This is a genomic window from Nostoc sp. 106C (genome assembly GCF_002154725.1).
GTDB lineage: Bacteria > Cyanobacteriota > Cyanobacteriia > Cyanobacteriales > Nostocaceae > Aulosira.
Genome location: NZ_MTAW01000221.1, coordinates 108,410 through 131,290 on the forward strand (window position 1 = coordinate 108,410; position 22,881 = coordinate 131,290).

Consider the following 22,881-nt stretch of genomic DNA (forward strand, 5'->3'; position numbering starts at 1 on the left):
ATTGGTATATTTATTCTAAATTCACCAAAAAATGAGCAATTAAAGTATTTCTTTCATCTGAAATTGGCAATCTAGGCAACTCTTCAAAATTAATCCCACTGATAAATAATCTGTTTTTTTCACCAATCTTGGTATCAGTGAATAACAACTCAATCTCCTGTAAATTTTCATCATTATTAACAGGCTTAACATTCCTCAAAATCGCTTTTTCAAATTTACCAACTCTCCAGTATTGAGTATTCCAAGGTTGGTCAGAGTTATAAAATCCAGGTGGTTGAAAAGCTGCAAATCTAATTTCTTGTTGATTGCTATAAAAATCTCTCCAAGTTATAAGGTTTTTAGTTAATGTAGTTCTGATTTTCTATTTTGCTCTCCTAATGAGATGAGCCTTTCATCCAAAGGAAAATTAACATTAGCTTCTTTTTAATTAATTACCTATCTCAGCAGATTAATTCTCATAATAGAACCACTTGGTTCTTGCCAGTGTTCCAATCTCCACCAATACTACCAATAAGAAATTTTATTGATATTTTCAAAGATATTTTTGTAATGTCCTAAAGGGAAAGTAAACCAATTTTGATAGTAAAGAGATTTATTATTATCCTTTTTAGTAAAAAGTGGAATTTCCCAAAAGCCTGCATTTAAGCAATTGTTGGTTAAAACAATTTCATAAAGATTTTGCTTCAGCCGCTTTGTCATCCTGTCAGCCTATCTTTAAATAGGTGAGTCATGGCAATTGCTTATCCAACAGGTGTAAATTCTTCTGTCAGTGATTCAATTAGTTGAGTGACTCGTTCTTTAATCTCATCGCGCACTCTGGGGAAAATTTCAGGTTGTTCGGCTGGATCATCCAATTGCCAGTCTGCAAATACTTCCCGCTTCACCCACTCTGTCGGCAAATTCACGCCACAACCACACAGAGAAATCACGACATCAAAGTCTTCCGCTTGGAAGTCACTCAGAGGTTTAGATTGTTGATCGGTAATATCGATGCCAATTTCTTTCATAGTAGCGATCGCCTCTGGTCTGACTAGACTTGCTTCTAATCCAGAGCTAGTGACTTCAATCTTTCCCTTACCAAGTGTTTTGGCAAAGCCTTCCGCCATTTGGGAGCGTGCAGAATTCTTTTTGCAGACAAACATGACGCGTTTCATGCTTCAATTCCTCTAGTAATGTCGTTAAATTTATAAAGTTCTGGATTCAGGTGCTGAGAAATAACGTTTTTGGAACCAGAAAGCAACATTAACAAGACTAATCAATACAGGCACTTCTACTAAGGGACCAACGACAGCTGCAAAAGCCGCACCCGAATTAATGCCGAACACTGCGATCGCCACCGCGATCGCCAACTCAAAATTATTTCCTGCGGCTGTAAATGCTACACTTGCGGCTCTGGAATAGTCCGTCTTGATTCGCCACGCCATGTAAAAGCTGACCAAAAACATGACGATAAAGTAGATAATTAGCGGAATTGCAATCTTAACCACATCCAAGGGAATTTGAACAATTAAATTCCCTTTTAAGCTGAACATGAAGACGATTGTAAATAACAAAGCAATCAATGTGATGGGGTTAATTTTAGGAACAAATTCCTCGTGATACCAGCGCTTGCTTTTCGCCTTTACTAAAAAGAAACGAGTCAAAAATCCGCCTAAAAAGGGAATACCAAGATAGATGAATACACTTTGAGCAATCTCGGCAATACTGACGTTAACGATACTACCTTGCAATCCAAATAGGGGAGGTAGCACAGTAATAAAGAACCAGGCATAAGGACTGTAGAAAATAACCTGAAATATGCTGTTGAAAGCAACCAATCCAGCTGTGTACTCAGTATTGCCTCGTGCTAGATCGCTCCACACAACTACCATCGCAATACAACGGGCTAATCCAATCAAAATCAATCCCGTCATGTATTCTGGATAATTACGTAAGAAGATAGCCGCCAGCGCAAACATCAGAATTGGCCCGATAATCCAATTCTGAATTAGTGACACACCGAGAATTTTTCCGTTGCGAAATACATCGCCTAACTCTTCATACCGCACCTTGGCTAAGGGTGGGTACATCATCAAAATTAAACCAATAGCGATCGGTATATTGGTTGTTCCTACCTGAAACTGATTAATAAATGCTTCGACTCCAGACAGCAAATAGCCCAAGCCAACCCCAACAGCCATTGCCAGAAAAATCCATAAGGTCAGGAAGCGGTCAAGAAAAGAAAGCTGTTTGGAAATGGTTTTCGTCGTCATCACTTATTCCACAGAAACTTACCACTGCTTGCTAAAGCCAGCGTCAAGAGCGCGATCGCCAATTGCTTAACTTTTGCTTGCATTGACATCTCCACCATGTGTTGTAGCTAAGTTTGTCTATCGCTTATTTCAAGAAAAGTTGATATATAGGGTTGATGTCAACTACAGTATATAAAAATTAATCAAAAAAAATTGATGGATTATTTGAGAAGTTTAGCAGGGGCGGGCAGGTAAGATTTTAATTAAGCGGCGATAATCGGATAAATATTGCTCTAAGACAACAAATTGAGCCAAATTCAGGCTGTAGTAAATCCAGCGTCCCTCTTGACGCGATCTCACTAACCCAGCTTCTTTGAGAGTTTTTAAGTGAAAAGACAGTTTTGACTGTGTAACTCCTAAAGTCGAGCACAAGTCACACACACATAATTCTTGCTCGCGCAGCAGTTCCAAGACCTTCAGCCGCAAAGGTTCAGACAGAGCATGAAAGCCTGCAACGATCGCATCGGAAGTGAAAGTGGAGAGAGAATCCATCAAGTTTTATTGAAATACTTTTTGATGTTTATCATACTCTAAGCTAAATTCAACCTAGACTTCATTGCACTTGATATTATGTCCAGTTAAACACCTGTGATTGTGCTAAGCGTACTCCAAAAGAGAACTTGTACCAAGCTACGCGTAGCGTCATCCGATATGAGTTCTGAATGAAACACAGCTTAGTGGGGCTACTATGCTTGATAGCACAATGGGCAACTAGGTTTGAGTCATTTGTCATTTGTTCCCCTGCTCCCTTGCCCCTTGTTCTTGGTACTGCTTTGTACCACTAACAACCTTTTGTTTTGATAAAATCTGCAAATTGCAGCATGAGTTCAGGATTCCGCCACCCAGAATTAGTTTCTTCTAGCATGACAGTAAGTGCTTCCTCTGAGGTAAAACTCCTTTTGTATGGTCGTTCGCTTGTCAGCGCATCATAAATATCGAGGACCTGAAACACTTGTGCTAGGTAGGGAATATCATCACCTTTGAGTCCATCAGGGTAGCCGGACCCATCCCAGCGCTCATGGTGATGGCGAATAATCGGAATTACACCTCGCATACTACGTAGTGGCTGGCAGATTTTTTCCCCAATGGAAACGTGCAGTCTCATAGTCTCCCACTCTTCGGTAGTGAGTTTGCCTTTTTTTAGTAGCACAGCATCAGGTATACCTACCTTACCAATATCGTGGAGATAACCACCCCACATCAAATCTCTAATTTGGTTACGTGAGAGATTGAGGTATTCACCAAAAGCTTGTCCTAGTTTTACTAACCGTTCACAGTGGTCGCCAGTATTAGGATCTCGACTTTCAATTGCCCTAGCAACGGAAAACAATACTTGTTCTGCATGGTCTAAGTCTTCATTCAAACGCTTTTGCCGTACTAAGGATTTAACACGCGCTGCTAGTTCTACACGATCAAAGGGTTTGGTGAGAAAATCATCTGCTCCTACTTCGATACCGCGGATACGCGATCGCCTGTCATTTAAAGCAGTAATAAAAATGACCGGAATTAGCCTGGTATGCTCATTTTGTTTGAGGATCTGGCAGACTTCAAACCCATCCATTCCTGGCATCATCACATCGAGCAAAATCAGATCTGGTTGTTTGTCTGTAACCAGATTCACTGCCATAGAACCACTGTCAGCTTCAATGACTTCGTACCCTTCCATACCCAATAGTGCAACAGCAGTCATCCGGCTAGCAGCATGGTCATCAACTACTAAAATTTTCGGCAGATCCCAATCCCAGCCATTCACTTTAGAACCTTGAAATTGTAGCGATCTTGAGTCTAATGATTCCTCCTCAGTATTAACATTTTGCTGTTTCATCCAAGAAGGCAATGCTGGGGTTTTTTCAAGCATAAACTCTCCTTTAGATAAGCCCATTGAATCACCCTCTACATTTTGTAATTCTAGGGCATGATTTGAACTTATATTCGTCAATTTGCTTAGGGGGTTAGACCCTTCAGCATTTTTTTCGACAGAGTTTGTATGCTTGGGTTCCCATTGAATCACAAAACTGCTCCAGTTTTTTCAATAAAAGTTAACAGTGTCAATTTCTTTAAATTGTAAGTTTATTAGTAGTTTGTATTCCAAGAATAGTCCACAAACTTTAGGTAATTATCATATCCATCTTTCTTTGCATCAGATACATTATTTTTTTAATAATTTTTGAAAAAATTTAAATAGTTTTTAAACTATTAATCTTCTCATTTACATAAAAGCAAATTGCTTAAGTTTTTACTGAGATTTGTTAAGATAACATTCTCAAAACTTGCTATTTTTTCTCAATTTATTTCTAAGTAAGGACTAAAATTGAAATTTTTTATATCTTTCTAAAGATATAAAAAATTGTGCCAATTGAGTCTAGTGCATTATCTACTAAATAGTAGCTATGGTTGAGTGATTTAGAACACAAAAATTAATGATCCTGATTACTATAAAAAAATTAAGTCGCTTCACTGACTAATGACTCCGTGGGTTTTCTTCAACTATAAAGAATCTAGTTTACCTAAGCCAAGAATTCAAGCCTATTTTTATGCAAAGAGGGCAAGTTATATAGCAAAAAACCCATGAATCAAAAATGAATTTTTTTGTAGTGGAAAATTAAAGATGAGGCGAATACCTGCGATGTCTCTTAACAAAGCGATTTTTATTTAAGCATAAATACTCAATCGATTCCTAGCTTTGTTTCATCCTGAAGGTGAGGACAAGCCCTACCCTACCCTGCGGGAACCCCTTCGGGGAACGGGAACGTCTTCGACGAACGGGTTCAGCAGTTGCTACCCTGCGGGAAGCCTCCCGGAGGAATCTACAAGTCGGGGAACCCGCCCCAGCGCAATGCTGTCGCTACTGCTGCGCTAACACCGCTTTGCGTCTAAGCACGACGAATTACGAGTCTGCTTCCCGAAAATTTTTAGCTGTATTTCCAAAAAGCCACCGTTTTCGCCAACGGGAGGTAGGCTCTAGTGAAGAAGCTTGTTGCTCTTGTTTTCGTCGCATCAATATAACATCAGCAGGGTCATTCAATTGAGGATCGCGATAGGGAATAGCAGCACGAGTCAGCAAATGCTCTTGTTCAGACTGGGAAAGTGGAGGAAGTGCTAAGTTGCCAGAAAATCCCTGATGAACCGCTACTGTTCCAGGCGATCGCCTTCCTACTGGTGGGGTAGAACCTATCGTTAAGCCAGCTGTTAATAAAGCTGTACGTACAGACGCAGCACAGGAATAAGTTGAGAGCATACCATCTGAGTGCAAACACAAAGCTATTTGCTGAATAAATTCCACAGTCCATAACTGAGGACACTGTGGCGGCGAAAAGGGATCGAGAAAAATTGCATCTGCTTGAAAACCTCGCTCTCGGAGAATTTTAATTGAGTTTCTAGCATCGCTAATGATTAACTCAGCCTTCAGATGCTCTTGCTGCACTTGGTACTCAAAAGCTAACTGAGTCATAATATCGGTATACTTGTAGTGCCAGTTATCAAATAAGTAATGGGCGATCGCAGCCTGTGGCACAGCCCGATTGAATTCTAAAGCCATAAGTTCAACATAACAATTGGGATTCACTTCCCAGATTGTCTGCAAAGCCGCTGCTGTGTTGTATCCTAGACCATAACAAATATCCAACAGCCGCAAGACTGGTTTTTGAGCACGCGCAGCCAGCTGAGTAGGTACTGCAAACTTGAGAAAACTCTCCTGCTTGGCTCCATAATGACTGTGAAAAGCTTCGCCAAACTCTTGAGAAGTAAAGGTGAAGGAACCATCTGCCGTTGGTTGTGGTACAAATATGTCAAAGTCTGGCATGATAATTTTTCACCGGATAATAATTTGTAATTGTTTATGTCTGACTCCCAAATAGTGGTTTCGCCATCATGGCTGTTGCAACACCTCAACGATCCGCAAGTTGTGATTGTCGATTGTCGCTTTTCGCTTGCCGATCCCCACCTAGGACGACAGCAGTACCAACAAAGCCATATACAGGGATCTTACTATTTAGATTTGAACCAGGATCTTTCCAGCCCTGTAGGAGAGCATGGTGGGAGACATCCTTTACCCAATACCATCGATTTAGCTGACAAGTTATCAAAAATCGGAGTGCATTACCAAAAAACTTTGGTTGTAGCTTACGATGATTCCCGGTTTGCTTTTGCAGCGCGTTTATGGTGGCTGTTGCACTATTTAGGGCATAAAAAAGTGGCGGTATTAGATGGCGGATTTAGCGGATGGCAAAAAGCTGGTTATCCTGTTACAAATATTATTCCTCAACTTCAGACTGCTAGCTTTGTTCCGCAAATCGAAACAGATAAAGTAGTAGATATTAAAACTATAAAAAATAAAAAAGATTTGCCAGAGATAGTTTTAGTAGATTCTAGAGAGAGCGATCGCTATCGAGGTGAACGAGAACCAATTGATAAAATTGCTGGTCATATTCCTGGTGCTGTTAATTATCCTTGGCAGGAAGTCACAAATTCTTCAGGATATTTACTTTCCCCAATAGAACAACGCCGTCGCTGGGAAAAGATAGCAACTGCGGAGGAAATTCTAGTTTATTGTGGTTCTGGTGTTACTGCTTGCGTGAATTTACTTTCTTTAGAACTAGCAGGTATTTTAAAAGGTAAACTCTATGCTGGTAGCTGGAGTGATTGGATTAGTTATATGTAGTTTTGACTCTAGAAACCTATGAGAATAGGCATTTCAAAAATAGATAATTAGAATACAATAAAAGAGAATTTGCCAAGTGATTTTTATCTATTTCGGTGAATCTGCACAGCTTAAACTGTAGCAGAATGATTAAGCAATATCATTAAAGCTAAGAGCAAATGAGCGAAACTAGCCAGCGTCGAATTGTAATTGGGGATGTGCATGGTCACTATGAAGGATTAATGACTTTATTGGCAGCCATTGCTCCAGCATCAAACGATCAACTCTATTTCCTGGGAGATTTAATTGATCGCGGTCCTCAAAGTGCACAGGTAGTAAATTTTGTCAAGAATAATAACTATCCCTGTCTGCTGGGAAATCATGAGCAGATGTTATTAAATGTATTGAGCAATGGTAGTGCTTCCACTCCAGCGATGCAAGCATGGTTATACAGCGGTGGGCAAGCGACCATAGCCAGTTACCAAGAAGCGACAATTCCCCAAGAGCATATCGATTGGTTCACAACGCTACCGACATATCTTGATTTAGGAGATGTTTGGTTAACTCATGCTGGTGTTGACCCTTTCATGCCTTTAAATAAACAAACTGCTGAGCAATTTTGCTGGATTAGAGAAGAATTTCACGGCATTGAAAAACCTTTCTTTCCTGATAAGTTAATTATTGTTGGTCACACGATTACCTTTACCCTACCTGGCGTTATTCCTGGTCAGCTGGCACAAGGAAAGGGGTGGCTAGACATAGATACTGGTGCATATCATCCTCGTAGTGGCTGGTTAACAGCACTGGATGTCACAAATAACCTGGTTTATCAAGCCAACGTTTTTAAGAAGCGCGTCCGCACTCTGCCTTTAGAAGAAGCATCCGTCATGATTGATCCAGCCGAAATCAAAGGTGCTCGCCGCAACCAGCAGCGAGCATAGTAAAAGATATGGTGGATATTAAGACCGCAGTGCACGAGTATTAGTTTTATAAATAGAATTATCCAACCCATCACGCCCATTGGTAGGTTGAGAACTAATAGCACGTTTGAGGGCATCAATGCGATCGCCAGTTGCGGGATGAGTACTTAAAAATGCTGGCGTAGAACCCTTCCCCAATAGCTTGTTCATAAAGGAAACCATTCCAGACTGAGCATAACCAGTACGGGATAAAGTTTTTAATCCTCTTTGATCGGCATCAAATTCATTTTTCCGGCTGCGTGGTAAGTCTCGTACTAATTGCATACCTATTGATACAGCTGTATTCCGGTCTAGACCTGCTGCAGTTAATAGACCACTTTCTAGCGCTTTTTGCTGCATCTGTTTTACTAGGTGTTTACCGCCAATATGACCGATTTCATGAGCGAGTACACTTGCTAGTTCTGCTTCATTGTCTGCGGTTTTGAGCAAACCCGTATGGACATAAACATAGCCACCTAATGTGGCAAAAGCATTAATACTATCATCCTGTACAACTTGAAAAGTATAGGGAAGGTTGGGGCGATCGCTACTAGCAGCCAAGCGCCGACCAATCTGTTCTACATAACGATTAACTTCTGGATTGCGATAAAGCCGAACTTCACTACTTAATTGCTGATTCATCTCCTTACCCAGATCCACTTCCTGGCGATCGGATATATTAGATAGCTGAAAGATCTGGACTCCCTGGAATAGAAGTGGCAATAAGTCAAATGCCCTTCCCGGAAGGGGTGCGCTCAGACATACACTCAGGGCAACTACCAGCGAAATTAAAGGATAAAACCAGCGACGCCGCCACAAACGATAATTTGTCAAAAAGGCTTGCCAAGCAATCATAATCCGATTTTTTTGAAGAATCATGAAAGAACATAAATTTATGGGACGAAATTAATGCGTTTTAAGTTGCATTTTTAACTAAAAACTGAAATTGCGTAGATCCGTAGCAGCTTAATTTCAAAAGTGGGCTGCCTCGTCCCAGAATTTTGGAAGTCGTGATAAACTGTCGCTTGACTGCAACCCCCAGCCGCTTCTAGCGCTTACTACATAGGGAACACTGCCATCGCCTTAGTAAAGCCTGCTGCTACAAACGATTACTCTGCTCTTATCTGGGAAAACTTGTTATGGCTCTTTTAGATTCCAAAGGTCGCTTGTTCGGTAAAATCAATCTCCTCGATTTAGGTGCTGTACTAGTGATTGTGCTAGTTATATTCGGCATATTTGTCTTTCCCGGTACTTCCGGTTCTGTGGCCCAAGTGGGTGCAAAAACAGTACCTATGGAAGTAGATTTAGTAGTTCGAGGTTTGAATGTCCGCGACCCACAGCAGTTATTTGATAAAGGACTGAAAGCCAATGGTAAAACTAACGTAATTATCCGCAATCAACCTCACGGTGAAATTGCAATTAAATCAATTCAACAATTACCAAGAACAGTAAATGTTCCCCAACCTGATGGTTCCATTAAAGAGTTACCAGATCCAAAAGCCAACAATTTTAGTACAGATATGCTGTTGACCTTAGAAGGCAAAGCACAAGTTACTGCAAACGGTCCAGTTTTAGGCAACAGCAAAGTAAAAATTGGTATGCCATTTGAGTTAGAAGGCTTCAACTACAACTTTAATGCCACTGTCATCGATTTAAGATTGAAAGATAAATAGGTTAGTTTATCGGCAACACCAATAAGCTTGACTTTGTCCACATCAAACAAACTAACTGTGTCTTTACAATCTGGCGACAGCAAGAAGGCTAAACACACTGTTAAATAAGGGTTTTACTGTATGCATAAACGCTTTTTAAGTAGTTGGCGCAGGCATCACAAATATGGAAAATGGATAAGGTCGAGCTAGTTGGTAAATTGGCTATGAGGATCTAGTTGGTTCCGTGGTTGGCAAGTAATAAAACTGTATCCAAGGATCAAAAATCTGTGTAGAAACTACCGATACGGGGTAGGATAGGACATCGACAATTAAAAATGAAAGTGTTAAAACGCCAGTAATAGATGTAAGTTTGATCGACCTGTCTTACCTAACCTCCCATACTTCGAGGAAAGGAGGAAATGTAAAAATCAGGGTTTTAAGCTTCTACTTTGATCGCACAGAGGTCAAATCACCTTTATCGAACTCAGGTTAATTAAGTTTTCACTGAAAAAATATCCAAATTTATATTTGGGAAGATTTTGGGGAAACCTGCTGGACTAAATAATTATTTTTTCTTCTAGTTAGAGAATTTTTGGACTCAGTAGACGAAGTAATAGAGCCTTGAATAAGCTATTGTTTACAGGTAAATCTTTTCGCTTTATGGCTTTCGCCCTACCGCTCTTAATGTGGTGGGGATATAAGGAAGTGAAAAACCAGATTGTACAGCCGCAAGCGGTCTTAGTTTTAGGCGGTTCCACAAAAAATTTAGAGCGAGAAAAATTTACAGCTGATTTTGCTAAGAGGCATCCAAATTTACCAATTTGGATTAGTGGCGGTAGTCCACCTAGATCGACTCAAAAGGTGTTTACTAAAGCTGGAGTTGATCCTGACCGTTTACACTTGGATTATGAAGCAGTAGATACAGTTACTAATTTTACAACGTTGGTCGATGATTTGCAAGCTCACGGCATCAAGAGTGTTTATTTAATTACCTCTGACTTCCACATGCGTCGTGCTAGTGTCATTGGTGAGATTGTTCTAGGTAGTCGGGGTATTGAGTTCAAAACCGTGCCAGTTCCTTCTGAAAAACCACCAGAACCTATAGAAAAATCTCTTCGTGATGGGGCTAGAGCTATACTTTGGGTAGCAACTGGTTACACGGGTGCAGAGGAGACGAAGAATAAATAGGGACAAGGAAGCGTGGGAAGTGTGGGAGAGGGCGGGGAGAAATGGAACAAGGTGAGACAGCGCTGCGGGAGGGGAGCCACTGCGTTGGTGTTAGCGTAGCGGTAGCGACGTAGGAGCGTCGGCAGTCCGGTCTTGGGGGTCTCCCCCAGGAGGAACTGCCGAAAGGGTTTCCCGGCTTGGTCGCCGGAGGCGGAAGGGCAGCAAGTGGCGTTTTCCCTCCGCAGGCGACTGCGAATCCGAAGGAGAGACAAATTACTCTTGACTCGCCAAAGTGGTTTTAAAGCAAATCCTGATGAGTAAATGACTTAGCATTTGCGCCAGTGTAGGTAGCTACAATATGACCATCGCCAGTTATTTGATACTTGTACGTTACCAATCCTTCTAAACCAACAGGGCCTCTGGGGGGCATTTGTTGAGTACTGATCCCAACTTCTGCACCAAAACCGTAGCGGAAACCATCAGCAAAGCGCGTAGAACAGTTATGGTAAACTCCTGCTGCATTCACCAATCCTATAAAAGTTTCAGCAGCCGCTAAATCTTCAGTGACTATGGCTTCTGTATGACGCGAACCATATTCGTTAATATGAGCGATCGCATCTTCTAAGGAATCTACAATTTTAATTGCCAAAATCAAATCGCTGTATTCTGTTTCCCAATCTTTTGCTGTTGTGCTGTAAATATGAGGCAGAATCTTGCGAGTGCGTTCATCACCTCTTAATTCCACATGATTTTCTTGTAAAGCGGCGGCTACTTTGGGGAGAAATGCTGGTGCAATACTTGCGTGAACTAGCAAGGTTTCAATGGCATTACAAGCTGCGGGATATTGAATTTTAGCATCAACGGCAATGCTTACTGCTTTGGCAACATCAGCGGCTTTATCTACATAAACATGACAAATACCATCAGCATGACCAAGTACTGGAATTCGGGTATTTTCTTGCACGAAGCGGACAAAAGAATTAGAACCTCTAGGAATAATTAAATCTACATATTTATCTAAATTTAAAAGCTCTAAAGTTTCTTCCCTAGTTGTTAGCAACTGCACTGCATCTGGACTAACAGCAGTTTGTGATAAACCTTGCTTAATTGCTTTTACAATAGCTTCGCAAGAACGGATAGCTTCTTTGCCACCTTTGAGGATGACACCATTCCCTGATTTGATAGCCAAAGAAACGATTTGAATTGCGGCTTCTGGACGTGCTTCAAAAATAATGCCCAAAACGCCTAAAGGACAAGTAATCCGCTTAAGAACCAAGCCTGTATCAATTTCGCGGTGAATTTGGACTTTCCCTACCGGATCGGCTAGCTTACCGACATCTCTGACTCCCGCGATCGCATCTCTCAATTTGTGTTCATCCAACTGCAAGCGTTTATACAGTGGTTTAGCAATACCATCAGCAGTAGCGGCTTCACAATCAGCAATATTTGCCTGCAAGATTTCATCTCTTGCCGATTCTAAAGCTTGGGCGATCGCTTCAATAGCTTGATTTTTCGCTTCAGTCGAGATAACTGCCAGCTTACTTGCTGCTTGGCGGGTTTTTTGAGCGATCGCAATTAGGGGAGAGGCAGCTTGGAGAGTAGTCATATCACAGAATAACCGTCAAGTATGGCACAAATCTTTGGCTTTTACCCATCCTATCAACCTTAGTTAGTTATTTGTCATTGGTCATTTGCCATTGGTCAAGAATCAAGCTCAAAAGTCATAATTTATGACTTTTGAATTGATTGTCTTCCCTTGCTTTCCTCATCTGCCAATCACTTAAGATAATTTATACCGCTGGTATTTGAAGTTTTACGAAATAGCGATGACGAGTGTTGGATCTATTGAGTATTGATCGATCAATTACTACTCCTTTGCCAAGGAGATACTATGTCATTGCAATCTGGATTAGATGCCTTTAACCAAGGACGTTATCAGGAAGCCGTTCAAATACTGGAACAATTCTGCCGGAATGCTGTAGATCAAAATTCCTCAGATTATCTTTCAGCACAGATGTGGCTAATGAAAGCCTATCAAGGCACAGGGGAAATCGAAAAAGCGACCATCCTGTGTCAAAAGTTGATGATGAGCGACAATCCCCAGGTGCGGAGTTGGGCAGAACAAGCTCGCCAATCCTTCCCGCAAGCACCAGCAACCCAGTCTAGACCAATGTCCCAAGCCGGACGTGCGGCGACGGCTGGTGTCACATTAGCAATGGGTGGTGTAGGAGGAAGCCTAGTATTAGCTTCTGGCGTCACCATTACCTTGCTGTTTGGGATGGTGTTAGCTTTAGGTTTGAGTTTAGTATTTATTTTGGGTAGTAACGATCCACTGCAAGGGTTAGCGATCGCGATCGCTATTACTATAGTTTTTAATCTTGCTGCCTTTTTCCTGTCACCCTTTCTCTTGGATTTAACCCAACGTTGGCTTTACCAAACGCGCTGGGTAGATTTAGCAGAAATTGAAAGCCTCAGTCCCGAGACAGCGAGAGTTATTCAGCAAGTCTGTCAACAGAAGAACCTGAAAACTCCTAGATTGGGCATTATTAACGACCAAAACCCCACAGCTTTTACTTACGGCTCACTGCCTAATAGCGCTCGGTTAGTCGTCAGCCAAGGGCTTTTCACTTATCTAGATGATGATGAAATTGCTACTGTCTACGCTCACGAATTAGGGCACATCGTCCATTGGGACTTTGCAGTGATGACAGCAGCTTCTACCCTAGTGCAAATTTGCTACTTAATTTACAGTACAGCCAACAGATTTGGTCGTGGTGGCGGCGATAGTAAAATCAAAGACGCCTTGCAGACGGCTGCCCTTGTTGCATATATATTCTATATTGTCGGCACTTACCTACTACTGTATCTTTCCCGTACAAGAGAATACTTTGCTGACCATTTTGCTGCGGAAACCACGGGCAATCCCAATGGACTGTCCCGCGCTTTGGTGAAAATTGCCTACGGCATTTTGGAAGAAGGCTCTCGGACGCAAGAACCTAGCCGTTTAATTGAAGGAACGCGCGCCTTAGGCATTTATGACCCAAAAGCTGCTGCTTCTACTGGAACCGCCTACCGTATTGCTTCCGATCCCCAAAAAATTGGTCGCGTCTTTTTGTGGGATATATTTAACCCTTGGGGCTGGTGGATGGAGTTAAATTCCACTCACCCACTCACTGGTAAACGAGTCCGCGCCCTTAGCACCTATGCAGAACAGTTGGGATTACCAATTGAGTTTGATATGGGGCGAGTCATGGGTGAAGGAAAGAATCTCAATCGAAGTAAGCTTTACGGTAATTTCTTTTTAGATGTAGTGCTGTACGGCGCTGAAACCATCGGTTTTATAGTTGGCTTGGTCATAGGCATTATTCTATTGTCTAGTTCCCCTCATTTCGGTTTGGTATTTGGCGCACCACTTATTGGCTTAGGCTTAGGAATCGTGGTCAAAGCCTTGGTAATGTTCCCAGACTATAAACAAGCACCGGAAACGGACATTTTAACTCTGATGTCAGACCCCTATGCCAGTCCGTTGCGGGGTCAACCTGCAAAACTGCAAGGACAACTTATAGGTCGCGGCGACGCAGGGAATAAATTTGGTTCTGATTTAAAAATTCAAGATCGTAGTGGGATGCTTTATCTACACTACGCCTCACGTTTTGGACCCATCGGCAATTTCTTGTTTGGCATGAAGCGAGTGCAAAGCTTGATTGGTGAACAAGTGGGGGCTGTGGGTTGGTTCCGTCGTGGGGTTGCTCCTTGGATGGATCTGATTCAACTCCAGAGCGATAGTGGTACGGTTGTCAATAGTTACCACCGCTTCTGGTCATTTATTCTGGGTGGTGGAACAATTATCTTGGGATTGGCCTTGACGATATTTATAAGCAGCAGTTAGCCTGTTCCCAGAGCATTTCTAATTTATCCAAGCTGTAATTTGCTAGGGGCAGTGAATCACTGCCCCTATTTTTTTGTAGCAAATGGCCTTTTACCTCCTGAAGAAACTACGGTAGTTGCGATCGCCTTTAAAACTCTAGCTTAGACGCTAGCAACGCACTAGTTTTTTCTCTATCTAAAGGACGTGAGAACAAGTAACCTTGGGCTTGGTCACATTCCAACAATCTAAGTTGTACCAACTGGTTGATCGTTTCTACCCCTTCCGCAACTACACTCATCCCTAGGTTGTGCGCCAAGGTAATAATGGCTCGAATAATGGCCAATTGGTCACCATCGCGATCGATTTGATTGACAAAAGAGCGGTCAATTTTTAGAACATCAATAGGGAAATGGTGCAAATAAGCTAGGGATGAGTAACCTGTCCCAAAGTCATCAATACATAATTGCAGACCAAAAGCTTTGAGTTTTTCCAGAACAGTAGCAGCCTTTTCAGGGCTAGTGATAATTGCACTTTCAGTGATTTCTAGCTTTAAGCTACTGGGATCAAGACCAGTCTCTTGCAGAATTTGGTCGATTTGCTCAACTAGATGGGGTTGAGAAAACTGTTTACCAGAAAGGTTGACATTGATCGTCAAGGGCTTCATTGCTGGAAATTGTAGCTGCCACTGCCGCAACTGTTGGCAAGATTCACGTAGTACCCATTGACTAATCGGGACGATTAGCCCAGTTTCTTCGGCTACTGGAATAAACTCACTTGGTGAGATGAGTCCTCGTTCTGGATGCTGCCAGCGAACTAGGGCTTCAAATCCTGTAATCTTTCCTGTGGCAACGGACACAATTGGCTGATAGAAAACTTGCAACTCCTGACGCTCTATTGCCCAGCGCAAGTCGGTTTCTAACTGCAAAAGCGCTACTGCTCGGTCATACATAGTAGTGTCAAAGACAATATGCCAAGCTTTACCCTGCTCTTTAGCACGGTACAGGGCAGTATCAGCATCTCGGAGCAAATCAGCAGGTTGATTATAGCCAGTCGTACTTAAGGCAATGCCAATGCTGGCAGTTGTAAATACTTCATATCCATGTAAGTTGAACGGTAACTTGAGTAATTGATGGATTTGTTCCGCTATCCGGGTAGCGTCGTCAATGCTTTTAATGTCGGAAAGCAAGATTGTAAACTCGTCTCCGCCTAAACGAGCCACAATATCTTCAGACTGTAGACAGCTTTGCAGGCGTTGGGCAAATGCTACCAGTAGTTGATCGCCAACCAAGTGTCCGAGGCTATCATTGACAACTTTAAAACGATCGAGGTCTAGAAATAGAACGGCAAATAAGTCATCTGGGTAGCTCTTTACTCTTTCTATGGCTTGTCCTAACCTGTCCATAAATAAAACTCGGTTGGGCAACCCAGTAAGAGCATCGTAGAACGCATGGCGGACTAACTTCTCCTCCATCTGTTTACGCTCAGTAATATCTGTAGCAATTCCCTCGATGCGAACAGGCTGACCACTAGTGTTATAGGTCAAATGGCTGCGGTTCAAGAGCCAGCGTACCTGTCCATCAGGTCTGATAATTCGGTATTCTAGTTCTTGATTTCCAGTCAAGAATAACGGTTGAATTGCAGCCTGAACCCGTTGTTGATCCTCTGGGTGAATGACTTCAAACCAAAGGTTCAAGTTATCAAAGAATTCAGATGCCGGACGACCATAAATCTTTAGGACAGCAGGATTGAGATAGAGGGTCTCAAAAGTATCGGCTGAAATCGACCAGACGACATCTTCAATAGAACACAAAATTCCATCCAGACGTTGTTTGCTTTCCTGTAAAGCGTCTTCTGCCAGTTTGCGATCGGTGATGTTAGTAATCATCCCTAAGACCCCAGCATAATTCCCTTGCTCGTCAAACATTGGGGCACAAGAAACGATGGCCCACAAATCTGAGCCGTCCTGACAGCGGAATTTGAAATCATGTGTCTCGTTAATTCCCTGATGACGACGCTCAAGGTAGGTGTTAGCAATCTCCACCCCCTCTGCATCCATAAAGGAGAACAGCGTCGCACCCAGCATCTGGTCTGTCGTGTAGCCCAACATAGTTGCCATCTGTTGGTTGACAAAGGAGGTCTGGTTATTCTCATCAAGTACCCAGATGCCTTCAGTTGCCGTTTCCACAATGCGGCGATACTGTTCTTCTCGCTGCCGTAAAGTCTCAAGAGCCTGCAAATGCTCGGTAATATCGGTCTGAACACCAATAAAGTGAGTTAAATACCCAAGGGCATCAAACACAGGAGCTAGGTAGAGTTCATGCCAAAACAGAGTCCCGTCTTTACGATAATTGCGTAAAATAACATGGCATTCTCTTTGTTCTTGTATGGCTGTACGCAACTCGCTTAAGGCTGGCTGGTTATGGTCGGTTCCGCGTAAGAAGCGGCAGTTACGTCCAATGACTTCATCTGCGGAGTAGCCTGTAATGGCTTCAAAAGCTGGATTGACGTAAATAATTGGATTGTCTGGTTGATTGGGATCTGTGAGAATAATCCCGTTACTGCTAGCAGCGATCGCACGTTCCATCAGATGTAAGCGTGTCTCTGGCTGCTGGAGTGCGATCGCTGGTGCTTGGGCAAAAGCAGGGTTTACATATTCCAACTTTGCCTGAACATCTGTAATTTCAATTGCATCTCCTAGCTTTTGGGTGTTCATATCCATGAATATGAACAGCGCCACCAGCTTACCCTCGTAATTAACGACTTTGGCAGAAATTTTAGATGTAAAGGTATCTCCGTTAACTCTTTTGAGTTGTACTGCACAATGCTTAACGGAATTGCCACTTTGAAGCTGACTAGCCAACTGATTCCACTCTCCAGGATTGGCGTAAAAATCAGGGGTGATTTTGTCGAGGGTTTTGCTCGACTCAACTCCAAAAAAAGGTTCTAAATTCTGGTTTTTAAATAAAATTTGATTGCTTTCCAAGCACACAATTGCGACAGGAAATGGGCTGAGTTCTGCAAACGAGTTGAGTAGTTCTTGCCAATCTAGTTTCGACTGCTTACAAGCCTCCACTTCCGCAAGTAACATTCGACTCGAATTTTTGCACTCAGCAGTGCACTCCTTAATTAAGGGTGCTAGGTTTTTGTTAAGATTGCTTAACCTATTCTGATTTTTATACACGTAGCCTTGAGTAAAAACCATTGTTATAGTTTTATAAATTGCCACAAAAAATCAGCCAAACTTCAACCCTGCCGACAAGCTCTGACAACTTAACTTACAGTACTCATACACCAGTAGAAGAGAAAGGCAGTGATTTTGCTTTTATAAATCTAGAAATTTAATTGATTCTCAAGGAAATTTTGTAGCATAAAGCACAGCTATCCGAAAACAGCATAACTGCTTCGGGTTAGGCATCTCCGAATTTATAAGTGCTAAGTATTGTTTGTCAAAGTTAATTCTTAAGCTATTCTTAACTTTACTTCTTTAGATAGATTTAATTATATTTTTCACAAAAACTTTATATATGTATGGCATTCCTATTTGATTTATGAACTTACTCTAGAGGCAGGGAACAAGAAAATAGGAAAGAGAGGAATAGGCGATTTTTTCAAAAATAAAACTGGATTCTAAATCTATAGAATTTCTTAACTTTTGCTGTATCCCTGTTGCTCCCATGTAGGCAGAGATTTTCCTTTAGCCAATTCTTGCACAATATAAAATCGGCGATCGCGCTCAGTAAGTAACGACGCAAAATTAATTACAGTCATTGCGAGCGTTTGCAGCGGACATTGTGTAATTAGTTATTGAAAAGAATTTAGATAGTGCGGAATTCCCCGATACTGAAGTTGCGCCAGCACCTTAGCCTCACGCTCAAATAACTCTAAAACTTTCCAGTTGCTTGTTTGCTGAAGCGATATAACTTTTAGTGCCACAGTGACACTTGACTCAGTTAAATCTTCCGCAGCATAGGTAATACCGCTATTTCCTTCACCCAAAATATCAATAATGCGATCGCGATCGCTCAGGGGCTGCTTTGCAGGATCGACGATCGTATCACCTGGTTGATGCAATGACACGCGCACAATGGTTCCTACCGACTCAATACTAATTTCAGTATTCCCAAAATCAGTTTTGTGATTTTAGTTCTAAGCATAAATTAAGAAAAAATGGCAGCATGTCCTAACATTAAAAAGCCTAAAAATTTATAAAGAAACTCACCTAAAATCCTGTATCCGAGGAAACATAATTAATAGATTTAAGCAAATTTTTTCTGAGCTTAAGGAGGACCTGATGGTTACAGCAACAGTACCAGGACAACAGGTCAAAATCGGCCCAACCCAGCTGCTGATTAATAACGAGTGGGTAGAAAGTGTCAGCGGCCGTCGATTTGAAACTATTAACCCAGCTACAGGCGAAACTACCTGTACAGTAGCAGAGGCAGACGCTCCAGATGTGGATAAAGCTGTGCAAGCAGCCCGTAAAGCCTTTACCAGTGGGGACTGGCCCAAGATGTCTGCAACTAAGCGCGGCGAGTTACTTTACAAACTAGCTGACTTAATTGAGCAGAATATTGATGAGTTGGCACGGCTGGAAACTCTAGATAATGGCAAGCCTGTACACGATGCTTTGGGTGACTTGGGATTAGTCATCGCTTGCTACCGCTACTACGCAGGCTGGGCGGATAAAGTGCAAGGCAAAACCATCCCGATTAACGGCCCTTATTTCTGCTATACACGCCATGAGCCTGTGGGTGTGGTTGGTCAAATTATCCCGTGGAATTTCCCACTATTAATGCAGGCGTGGAAACTAGCACCAGCTTTGGCTACGGGTAATACTGTGGTGATGAAAACGGCTGAACAGACACCTTTATCAGGACTGCGGGTAGGGGAGTTGATTGTTGAGGCTGGCTTCCCGCCTGGTGTGGTGAATCTGTTATCAGGATACGGCCCAACTGCCGGGGCGGCGATCGCTCGCCACATGGATATTGACAAAGTAGCGTTTACTGGGTCAACTGAAGTCGGGCATCTGATTATGGAAGCAGCTGCCAAGAGTAACCTGAAGCGCGTCACTTTGGAACTGGGTGGTAAGAGTCCTAACATCGTCTTTGCTGATGCTGATATGCGTCAAGCAATAGAAGGTGCCCACCAAGCTTTATTCTTCAATCAAGGTCAATGCTGCTGCGCTGGTTCGCGGTTATTTGTGGAAGAACAATGTTACGACGATTTTGTCGCCTTGGCTGTAGAAAGAGCTAAAAAGCGAGCTGTTGGCGATCCTTTTGATAAAAACACAGAACAAGGCCCGCAAGTAGACAAAGAACAATTCGACAAAGTAATGGGTTACATCGAGTCAGGAATGCGAGATGGTGCCCAAATGCTTTGCGGTGGTAGCCGTGTAGGAGATAAAGGTTTCTTTATTGCACCCACAGTCTTTACTGATGTCCGCGATGACATGAAGATTGCTCAAGAAGAAATCTTTGGCCCTGTGATGAGCATCATCAAATTTAAGAGCATTGATGAGGTGATTCAACGGGCAAACAACACCATGTATGGACTCGCCGCCGCCGTGTGGACTCAGGATATTACCAAAGCCCACGCGATCGCAAATAATGTTCGTGCTGGTACAGTTTGGGTCAACTGCTACGACATTTTCGACGCCGCCGCACCTTTTGGTGGATTCAAGCAGTCTGGTATTGGTCGAGAATTGGGCGAGTACGGCTTGCAACAATACACCGAAGTTAAAACCGTTACCATCAAATTGTAAATCTGTTTTTTGATGCCCTAGCGTTAGTTGAGTCTGAGCCTGATTTATCCCCCCTTATCCCTTTGAAAAATTGGGTGTAAGGGGGGTTATGAATGTGATATTTGTGATGGGTTGGGAATGATATATAGATATTGCATACAACCCCAAGAAAATTATTATGATAACTGCAATCGCTAGTAGATTTCGCCAATTTAGGATTGGGTGGAAGAGCCAGATTGCCTACTTGTACAGAGGTTACGGTAAAAACAAAAGCAGACATTCCTCAAGGCATATCTGGCTAGCATTATTAAGCGGACTGATGGCGATGTTGCTGGTGCTGTCGGTAGTGAACCCCGGACTAGCTCAAAAACCACCTGAACCATCAACAAAATCATTTGTAGTAGCCACACGTGTAATCCCACCTTTTGTATTTGCCAATAAAGGTGAACTATCTGGCTTCAGTATTGACCTCTGGCGCAGCATTGCTACTAAGTTAGGTATGGAGTCTAAATTTGTTGAGTATTCAACTGTACCGGATTTGCTCTCTGCTGTTAAAGATGGCCAAGCAAACTTAGGAATTGCAGCAATCTCCATTACCGCCGAACGACAGGAAAATTTTGATTTCTCTTTACCGATGTTTGCGGCTGGGCTTCAGATTATGGTACGACCCCCAGAAGCTAATGGCAGTGCCTTTTCTAATATTTTGCAATTGTTGTTTTCTACGACTCTTTTGCAGGTATTTGGCATTGCTTTGCTGCTGATTGTCGTAGCAGCTCATGTAATTTGGTTGTCTGAACGCAATCACAAAGAAGGAATGATTGATAAATCATACTTCCCGGGAATTTTCAAAGCCTGTTGGTGGGCAGCTGCAACATTAGCAACTCAAGCCGACGAAATGCCCAAGGGTGTACTGGGACGGGTAATAGCTATTATTTGGATGTTTATCGGCGTTTTGTTCGTAGCCTACTTTACAGCCGCCGCTACCACTTCGCTAACTGTGCAGCAGCTTCAAGGAGATATTAGGAGTGTAGACGATTTACCGGGTAAGGTAGTAGCAACAACTGCTGGTAGTACAGCAGCGAAATATCTGCGTGAACATAAGATTTCAGTCCTAGAAGTACCTAAAATTGAGCAAGCTTACAATGCTCTACAAACTAAAAAAGCTGATGCTGTGGTGTTTGATGCTCCCGTACTTCTGTTTTATGCTGCTAATCAAGGTCAAGGCAAAGTAGAGGTTGTTGGTAGTGTTTTCCGTGAAGAAAACTACGGTATTGTCCTGCCTAATAACAGTTCGTACCGCAAACAAATTAATAGTGCATTGTTGAGTCTCAGAGAGGATGGCACTTATCAATCGCTTTATGATAAGTGGTTCGATGCCAAGAAATCTTAATTTAGGCATTGGGAATAACGATCGCATTGCAGGTCGATGCATTAACATAACAAGTCAATGCAATTCAATTACAGGGCGATGCATTAACATAACAAGCCAATGCAATTCAATTACAAGGCGATGCATTAACATCACAAGCCGATGCAATTGAATTGCGGGGCGATGTATTAACATCACAAGCCGATGCAATCGCATTGCAGGGCGATGCATTAATATAACAAGCCGATGCAATTCAATTACAGGGCGATGCATTAACATCACAAGCCTATAACTTATTTCTGCCCTCTGCCCGGTTGTTGAGCGTAGTCGAAACACTGCCTTTCCAAACTTACCCTTCCTGAGCAATTTGCGCTTTTGCTTGTTGCCACAAAGCTTCTAACTCTTCCAAACTGTAATCTGAAAGGGGGCGGTCAACAACTGCCTCCATTTTTTGTAACCGTTGGATAAATCGCTGATTTGTGCCTTGCAAACCAGCGCTAGGATCGAGGTCATGCCAACGGGCTAGCTGAATAGCTGCAAATAGTAAATCGCCTAATTCTGCTTGTTGTGCTTCCGGGGTTTCTTCCGCTAAAGCTTGTTGAAATTCTGCCAACTCTTCATGAAACTTAGCCCACACCCCGTCAATATTTTCCCATTCAAACCCCACCGCCGCAGCTTTTTCGGAAATCTTCATCGCCGCCATTAATGGCGGAAGGCTACGCCCATAGCGACTGAGTTTAGCACTGAGTTTTTGATTTTCTGGAGATGGTTGACCCTTTTCTGCGGCTTTGATTTCTTCCCAGTTTTGCCGCACCTCATCGACACTCGCCACCGTCACATCACCAAACACATGGGGATGACGGCGAATCAACTTTTGCGAAATGCCTTCAGCGATTTCTTTAAGAGAAAATTGTCCTGATTCGCTAGCGATTTGAGCTTGCAATACTACCTGTAATAATAAATCTCCTAATTCTTCTGCGATCGCTTTTTGCTCGCCACTCTTGATCGCATCCACCACTTCATAAGCTTCCTCAATTACATAAGGTGTCAAACTCTCCGGTGTTTGCGCTAAATCCCAAGGACAACCACCATCAGGCGATCGCAACTTTGCCACCACCTCAATTAATTCTTGTAACGCCGCTAAAGTATTATTCATAGTCATTTGTTATTAGTCATTTGTTGTTAGTCCTTTGTCA

Annotated in this window: 19 protein-coding genes; 7 read left to right on the forward strand and 12 right to left on the reverse strand. The window is 42.5% G+C overall.

Annotation, left to right across the window (positions count from 1 at the left end):
* Nucleotides 1-10: 10 nt before the first annotated feature.
* The 6 genes from BV375_RS37830 to BV375_RS32735 all read right to left on the reverse strand — a co-directional run bounded on the left by BV375_RS37830 (nt 11) and on the right by BV375_RS32735 (nt 6,093).
* Complete coding sequence (locus BV375_RS37830; RefSeq protein WP_086768311.1) at nt 11-199, reverse strand: hypothetical protein; 189 nt, start codon at nt 197-199, stop codon at nt 11-13.
* 541 nt (nt 200-740) lie between these two features.
* Entirely contained in the window at nt 741-1,154 is a 414-nt protein-coding gene (gene arsC, locus BV375_RS32715; RefSeq protein ID WP_086768315.1) for an arsenate reductase, glutathione/glutaredoxin type, read from the reverse strand.
* Between the two features lie 30 nt (nt 1,155-1,184).
* A complete protein-coding gene (gene arsB / locus BV375_RS32720; protein ID WP_086768317.1) occupies nt 1,185-2,252 on the reverse strand; it encodes an ACR3 family arsenite efflux transporter in 1,068 nt (355 codons plus the stop codon).
* 213 nt (nt 2,253-2,465) lie between these two features.
* The gene (locus tag BV375_RS32725) at nt 2,466-2,783 is read right to left on the reverse strand and encodes a metalloregulator ArsR/SmtB family transcription factor (protein ID WP_086686760.1); all 318 of its coding nucleotides are present in this window, start codon (nt 2,781-2,783) and stop codon (nt 2,466-2,468) included.
* Nucleotides 2,784-3,072: 289 nt separating this feature from the next.
* Entirely contained in the window at nt 3,073-4,302 is a 1,230-nt protein-coding gene (locus tag BV375_RS32730) for a two-component system response regulator (protein WP_086768319.1), read from the reverse strand.
* A gap of 876 nt (nt 4,303-5,178) precedes the next feature.
* On the reverse strand, nt 5,179-6,093 hold the full coding sequence (locus tag BV375_RS32735; protein ID WP_086768321.1) for an MnmC family methyltransferase: 915 nt from the start codon (nt 6,091-6,093) through the stop codon (nt 5,179-5,181).
* 36 nt (nt 6,094-6,129) lie between these two features.
* Between BV375_RS32735 and BV375_RS32740 the strand changes: the two genes are divergently transcribed.
* Entirely contained in the window at nt 6,130-6,951 is an 822-nt protein-coding gene (locus tag BV375_RS32740; RefSeq protein ID WP_086768323.1) for a sulfurtransferase, read from the forward strand.
* 158 nt (nt 6,952-7,109) lie between these two features.
* Nucleotides 7,110-7,871 (forward strand): metallophosphoesterase family protein, encoded by a 762-nt coding sequence (locus BV375_RS32745; protein ID WP_086768325.1) that lies wholly within the window; start codon nt 7,110-7,112, stop codon nt 7,869-7,871.
* An 18-nt stretch (nt 7,872-7,889) separates the two neighbouring features.
* On the opposite strand, the gene BV375_RS32750 is transcribed toward BV375_RS32745, so the two are convergent.
* Nucleotides 7,890-8,744 carry a M48 family metalloprotease gene (locus BV375_RS32750; RefSeq protein ID WP_086768327.1) on the reverse strand — a complete coding sequence of 285 codons (855 nt, stop codon included), beginning with the start codon at nt 8,742-8,744 and terminating at the stop codon, nt 7,890-7,892.
* A 284-nt stretch (nt 8,745-9,028) separates the two neighbouring features.
* On the opposite strand from BV375_RS32750, the gene BV375_RS32755 reads away from it, so the two are divergent.
* Nucleotides 9,029-9,562, forward strand: coding sequence for a DUF4330 domain-containing protein (locus tag BV375_RS32755; RefSeq protein WP_086768329.1), 534 nt, complete (start codon nt 9,029-9,031; stop codon nt 9,560-9,562).
* Between the two features lie 639 nt (nt 9,563-10,201).
* The gene (locus BV375_RS32760) at nt 10,202-10,729 is read left to right on the forward strand and encodes a YdcF family protein (protein WP_086768331.1); all 528 of its coding nucleotides are present in this window, start codon (nt 10,202-10,204) and stop codon (nt 10,727-10,729) included.
* A 277-nt stretch (nt 10,730-11,006) separates the two neighbouring features.
* Here BV375_RS32760 and BV375_RS32765 read toward each other — a convergent pair whose 3' ends face one another.
* Entirely contained in the window at nt 11,007-12,314 is a 1,308-nt protein-coding gene (locus tag BV375_RS32765; RefSeq protein WP_086768333.1) for a glutamate-5-semialdehyde dehydrogenase, read from the reverse strand.
* A gap of 285 nt (nt 12,315-12,599) precedes the next feature.
* Between BV375_RS32765 and BV375_RS32770 the strand changes: the two genes are divergently transcribed.
* The gene (locus BV375_RS32770) at nt 12,600-14,597 is read left to right on the forward strand and encodes a zinc metalloprotease HtpX (protein WP_086768335.1); all 1,998 of its coding nucleotides are present in this window, start codon (nt 12,600-12,602) and stop codon (nt 14,595-14,597) included.
* A 127-nt stretch (nt 14,598-14,724) separates the two neighbouring features.
* Here the strand turns inward: BV375_RS32770 and BV375_RS32775 are convergent, their stop codons facing one another.
* The 3 genes from BV375_RS32775 to BV375_RS32780 form a co-directional block, all read right to left on the reverse strand.
* Nucleotides 14,725-17,778 (reverse strand): EAL domain-containing protein, encoded by a 3,054-nt coding sequence (locus BV375_RS32775; protein ID WP_086768337.1) that lies wholly within the window; start codon nt 17,776-17,778, stop codon nt 14,725-14,727.
* Between the two features lie 443 nt (nt 17,779-18,221).
* Entirely contained in the window at nt 18,222-18,344 is a 123-nt protein-coding gene (locus tag BV375_RS38950) for a hypothetical protein (protein ID WP_279432989.1), read from the reverse strand.
* A 33-nt stretch (nt 18,345-18,377) separates the two neighbouring features.
* Nucleotides 18,378-18,659, reverse strand: coding sequence for a hypothetical protein (locus BV375_RS32780; RefSeq protein WP_086768339.1), 282 nt, complete (start codon nt 18,657-18,659; stop codon nt 18,378-18,380).
* 208 nt (nt 18,660-18,867) lie between these two features.
* On the opposite strand from BV375_RS32780, the gene BV375_RS32785 reads away from it, so the two are divergent.
* On the forward strand, nt 18,868-20,337 hold the full coding sequence (locus tag BV375_RS32785) for an aldehyde dehydrogenase family protein (RefSeq protein ID WP_086768341.1): 1,470 nt from the start codon (nt 18,868-18,870) through the stop codon (nt 20,335-20,337).
* Nucleotides 20,338-20,494: 157 nt separating this feature from the next.
* Nucleotides 20,495-21,706 carry a transporter substrate-binding domain-containing protein gene (locus BV375_RS32790; protein WP_086768343.1) on the forward strand — a complete coding sequence of 404 codons (1,212 nt, stop codon included), beginning with the start codon at nt 20,495-20,497 and terminating at the stop codon, nt 21,704-21,706.
* Nucleotides 21,707-22,034: 328 nt separating this feature from the next.
* Here BV375_RS32790 and mazG read toward each other — a convergent pair whose 3' ends face one another.
* Nucleotides 22,035-22,847 carry a nucleoside triphosphate pyrophosphohydrolase gene (gene mazG / locus BV375_RS32800; RefSeq protein ID WP_086768347.1) on the reverse strand — a complete coding sequence of 271 codons (813 nt, stop codon included), beginning with the start codon at nt 22,845-22,847 and terminating at the stop codon, nt 22,035-22,037.
* Nucleotides 22,848-22,881 lie beyond the last annotated feature (34 nt).